The sequence below is a fragment of the Streptococcus sp. 2106 genome (assembly GCF_013277315.1).
Classification (GTDB): Bacteria; Bacillota; Bacilli; order Lactobacillales; family Streptococcaceae; genus Streptococcus; species Streptococcus pseudopneumoniae.
Genome location: NZ_VMMS01000008.1, coordinates 4207 through 8451 on the forward strand (window position 1 = coordinate 4207; position 4245 = coordinate 8451).

The 4245-nt window shown below is 40.6% G+C and carries 4 protein-coding genes; all 4 read left to right on the forward strand.

The window, feature by feature from the left end; all coding sequences use genetic code 11:
• Positions 1-114 precede the first annotated feature (114 nt).
• Positions 115-1059: a homoserine O-succinyltransferase gene (gene metA, locus HT723_RS01130; protein WP_023938497.1), complete on the forward strand. Its 945-nt coding sequence runs from the start codon at positions 115-117 to the stop codon at positions 1057-1059.
• An 8-nt stretch (positions 1060-1067) separates the two neighbouring features.
• On the forward strand, positions 1068-1745 hold the full coding sequence (locus tag HT723_RS01135) for a DnaD domain-containing protein (protein ID WP_172934459.1): 678 nt from the start codon (positions 1068-1070) through the stop codon (positions 1743-1745).
• 97 nt (positions 1746-1842) lie between these two features.
• A complete protein-coding gene (gene tpiA / locus HT723_RS01140) occupies positions 1843-2601 on the forward strand; it encodes a triose-phosphate isomerase (RefSeq protein WP_000087893.1) in 759 nt (252 codons plus the stop codon).
• A 37-nt stretch (positions 2602-2638) separates the two neighbouring features.
• Positions 2639-4129: a choline binding-anchored murein hydrolase LytC gene (gene lytC / locus HT723_RS01145; protein ID WP_172934460.1), complete on the forward strand. Its 1491-nt coding sequence runs from the start codon at positions 2639-2641 to the stop codon at positions 4127-4129.
• Positions 4130-4245: the final 116 nt, after the last annotated feature.

A 4245-nucleotide genomic window follows, 5' to 3' on the forward strand; every position in this document is an offset into this window, starting at 1 on the left:
CGAAGTCAGTAACATATACGTACGGCAAGGCAACGTTGACGCGGTTTGAAGAGATTTTCGAAGAGTTTCAAACATATGCAATTATTTCTGAAAGAGTACAGTTAGGAGAGGGTTATGCCGATTCGAATTGATAGAAAATTACCAGCTGTTGAGATTTTACGGACAGAGAATATCTTTGTCATGGATGATCAACGTGCGTCCCACCAAGATATCCGTCCTTTGAAGATTTTAATTTTAAATCTCATGCCACAGAAAATGGTCACAGAAACCCAGTTGTTGCGCCATTTGGCTAATACGCCCCTGCAATTGGATATTGATTTTCTCTATATGGAGAGCCATCGTTCTAAAACAACTCGTTCAGAGTACATGGAGACCTTTTATAAAACCTTTCCTGAAGTCAAGGATGAGTATTTTGATGGGATGATTATCACGGGTGCTCCAGTTGAGCATTTACCATTTGAGGAAGTGGACTATTGGGAGGAATTTAGCCAGGTGCTTGAGTGGTCCAAGACCCATGTCTATTCGACCCTTTATATCTGTTGGGGGGCTCAGGCTGGTCTTTATCTGCGTTATGGAGTGGAAAAATACCAGATGGACAGTAAGTTATCGGGTATTTATCCTCAGGACACTTTAAAAGAAGGGCACCTTCTTTTAAGAGGCTTTGACGATAGCTATGTTTCCCCTCATTCTCGGCACACGGAGATTTCTAAGGAAGAGGTCTTAAACAAAACCAATCTCGAGATTTTATCAGAGGGTTCTCAGGTTGGGGTTTCGATTTTGGCTAGTCGTGATTTGCGTGAAATTTATAGTTTTGGGCATTTGGAATATGACCGTGATACCTTGGCAAAAGAGTATTTCCGAGATTGTGATGCAGGTTTAGATCCTCATATTCCAGAAAATTACTTTAAGGATGATGATGTTAATCAGACGCCTTGTCTTTGTTGGTCTTCATCGGCAGCCCTCTTTTTCAGTAACTGGGTAAATTATGCAGTCTATCAGGAAACCCCTTTTGACTGGAGAAAAATAGAAGATGATGCATCTGCATTTGGGTATTTATAAGAGGAATTATGACATATTTAGACGCTTTTAAATCAGGGAACTTGGTTTTACCGAGTGCCCTGCTCTTGCATTTTAAGGAACTCTTTCCTTCTAGCGACGATTTTCTGGTTTGGCAATTTTTCTATTTGCAAAATACGACAGGCTTAGAAGAAATGTCGCCAAGCCAGATTGCTGAAAGGATTGGCAAGGAAATTTCGGATGTCAACCAGTCCATTTCCAATCTGACGGAGAGGGGACTTCTCCAGTATCGTACTATCGAATTAAATGGCGAAATCGAATTGCTTTTTGATGCTAGTTTGGCTTTGGAACGTTTGGATGACTTGCTTGGAGCTATTGCTTCGAGTTCAGACCAGTTGATACCTCAAAATCATCTTAAGGATTTGGTGGAAACCTTCCAGCAGGAGTTGGGACGCTTGTTGACGCCTTTTGAGATTGAGGATTTGATGAAGACACTAAAGGAAGATGGAACCAGTGCTGACTTGATTAAGGAAGCTCTTCGTGAAGCTGTTTTGAATGGAAAACCAAACTGGAAGTACATCCAGGCGATTTTGAGAAACTGGCGACATGAAGGTATCAAAAGTGTGGCTCAAATCGAGGCTAAGCGGGCAGAAAGAGAAGCAAGCAATCCCCAGTTGACACAGGTATCGGCAGATTTCAGAAATGCTATGAATCTCTGGAAGGATTAATCCATATCAGCAGGCTTGAAATCCGAGTAAGATTTGCAAGCTGTGTCTAATTGTGATAAAATAAATAGAAAATAAATTGAAAAAAGAGGTATGTGAAATGTCACGTAAACCATTTATCGCTGGTAACTGGAAAATGAACAAAAATCCAGAAGAAGCTAAAGCATTCGTTGAAGCAGTTGCGTCAAAACTTCCTTCATCAGATCTTGTTGAAGCAGGTATCGCTGCTCCAGCTCTTGATTTGACAACAGTTCTTGCTGCTGCAAAAGGTTCAAACCTTAAAGTTGCTGCTCAAAACTGCTACTTTGAAAATGCAGGTGCTTTCACTGGTGAAACTAGCCCACAAGTTTTGAAAGAAATCGGTACTGACTACGTTGTTATCGGTCACTCAGAACGCCGTGACTACTTCCATGAAACTGACGAAGATATCAACAAAAAAGCAAAAGCAATCTTTGCAAACGGTATGCTTCCAATCATCTGTTGTGGTGAGTCACTTGAAACTTACGAAGCTGGTAAAGCTGCTGAATTTGTAGGTGCTCAAGTATCTGCTGCATTGGCTGGATTGACTGCTGAACAAGTTGCTGCATCAGTTATCGCTTACGAACCAATCTGGGCTATCGGTACTGGTAAATCAGCTTCACAAGACGACGCACAAAAAATGTGTAAAGTTGTTCGTGACGTTGTAGCTGCTGACTTTGGTCAAGAAGTTGCAGACAAAGTTCGTGTTCAATACGGTGGTTCTGTTAAACCTGAGAACGTTGCTTCATACATGGCTTGTCCAGACGTTGACGGTGCCCTTGTAGGTGGTGCGTCACTTGAAGCTGAAAGCTTCTTGGCTTTGCTTGACTTTGTAAAATAATCAGTAAGTAGCAAAAGCTAGGTGGAACAGCATTCAGATGTCTGTTCCATTTTTTATAGGAGAGGAAAGATTGAAAACAAAATTTGTATGTATAGGGCTAGCAAGCCTTTGCTTACTTGGAGTAAGAGTTTCAGGAATTGCGGCAGATGAAACAAGTGGAAGCACAGTTTCAGAAAAATCTAGTCTATCAACAGGAACTTCATCAACTAGTAGCAATGAACAGAGAAACAGTGTCTCTGCCCACTGGGATGGAGATTATTATGTAAAGGCTGATGGTTCTAAAGCTCAAAGTGAATGGATTTTTGATAATAACTACAAAGCTTGGTTTTATCTCAAATCAGACGGTCGTTATGCTCAAAATGAGTGGCAGGGCAATTACTACCTGAAATCAGGTGGCTATATGGCTCAAAACGAGTGGCTTTATGATAATAATTACAAGAGTTGGTTTTATTTCAAGTCAGATGGGGCTTATGCTCATCAAGAATGGCAATTGATTGGAAATAAGTGGTACTACTTCAAGAAGTGGGGTTACATGGCTAAAAGCCAATGGCAAGGAAGTTATTTCTTGAACGGTCAAGGTGCCATGATGCAAAATGAATGGCTTTATGATCCAGCCTATTCTGCTTATTTTTATCTCCAATCCGATGGAACTTATGCTAACCAAGAGTGGCAAAAAGTGGGCGGCAAATGGTACTATTTCAAGAAGTGGGGCTATATGGCTCGGAATGAGTGGCAAGGCAACTACTATTTGACTGGAAGTGGTGCCATGGCGACTGATGAAGTGATTATGGATGGCGCTCGCTATATCTTTGCGGCCTCTGGTGAGCTCAAAGAAAAGAAAGATTTGAATGTCGGTTGGGTTCACAGAGATGGTAAACGCTATTTCTTTAATAATAGAGAAGAACAAGTTGGAACCGAACATGCTAAGAAAGTTATTGATATTAGTGAGCACAATGGCCGTATCAATGATTGGAAAAAGGTTATTGATGAAAATGAAGTAGATGGTGTCATTGTTCGTCTAGGTTATAGCGGTAAAGAAGACAAGGAATTGGCGCATAACATTAAGGAGTTAAACCGTCTGGGAATACCTTATGGCGTCTATCTCTATACCTATGCTGAAAATGAGACTGATGCTGAGAATGATGCTGAACAGACCATTGAACTTCTGAAGAAATACAATATGAACTTGTCTTACCCTATCTACTATGATGTTGAGAACTGGGAGTATGTGAATAAAAGTAAGCGTGCTCCGAATGATACAGGTACTTGGGTTAAGATTATCAACAAGTACATGGAGACGATGAAGCAGGCGGGTTATCAAAATGTGTATGTCTATAGCTATCGTAGTTTATTACAGACGCGTTTAAAACACCCAGATATTTTAAAACATGTAAACTGGGTAGCGGCCTATAACAATGCTTTAGAATGGGAAAACCCTCATTATTCAGGAGAAAAAGGTTGGCAATATACCTCTTCTGAATACATGAAAGGAATCCAAGGGCGCGTAGATGTCAGCGTTTGGTATTAAGCTCTGATTAGAAAGAGGGATGTGATAGTAGCACCCTCTTTTTCTTTGTTTTATGATAGTTTATCCTCGAGTAAATTCAAGAACTTGCTCGGAAATGAATCTTATACTCAATGAAA

Bases quoted from the DNA above. Each gene is read 5' to 3' on its own strand.
- metA (WP_023938497.1), top strand. From the start codon at position 115: ATGCCGATTCGAATTGATAGAAAATTACCAGCTGTTGAGATTTTACGG.
- HT723_RS01135 (WP_172934459.1), top strand. From the start codon at position 1,068: ATGACATATTTAGACGCTTTTAAATCAGGGAACTTGGTTTTACCGAGT.
- tpiA (WP_000087893.1), top strand. From the start codon at position 1,843: ATGTCACGTAAACCATTTATCGCTGGTAACTGGAAAATGAACAAAAAT.
- lytC (WP_172934460.1), top strand. From the start codon at position 2,639: ATGTCTGTTCCATTTTTTATAGGAGAGGAAAGATTGAAAACAAAATTT.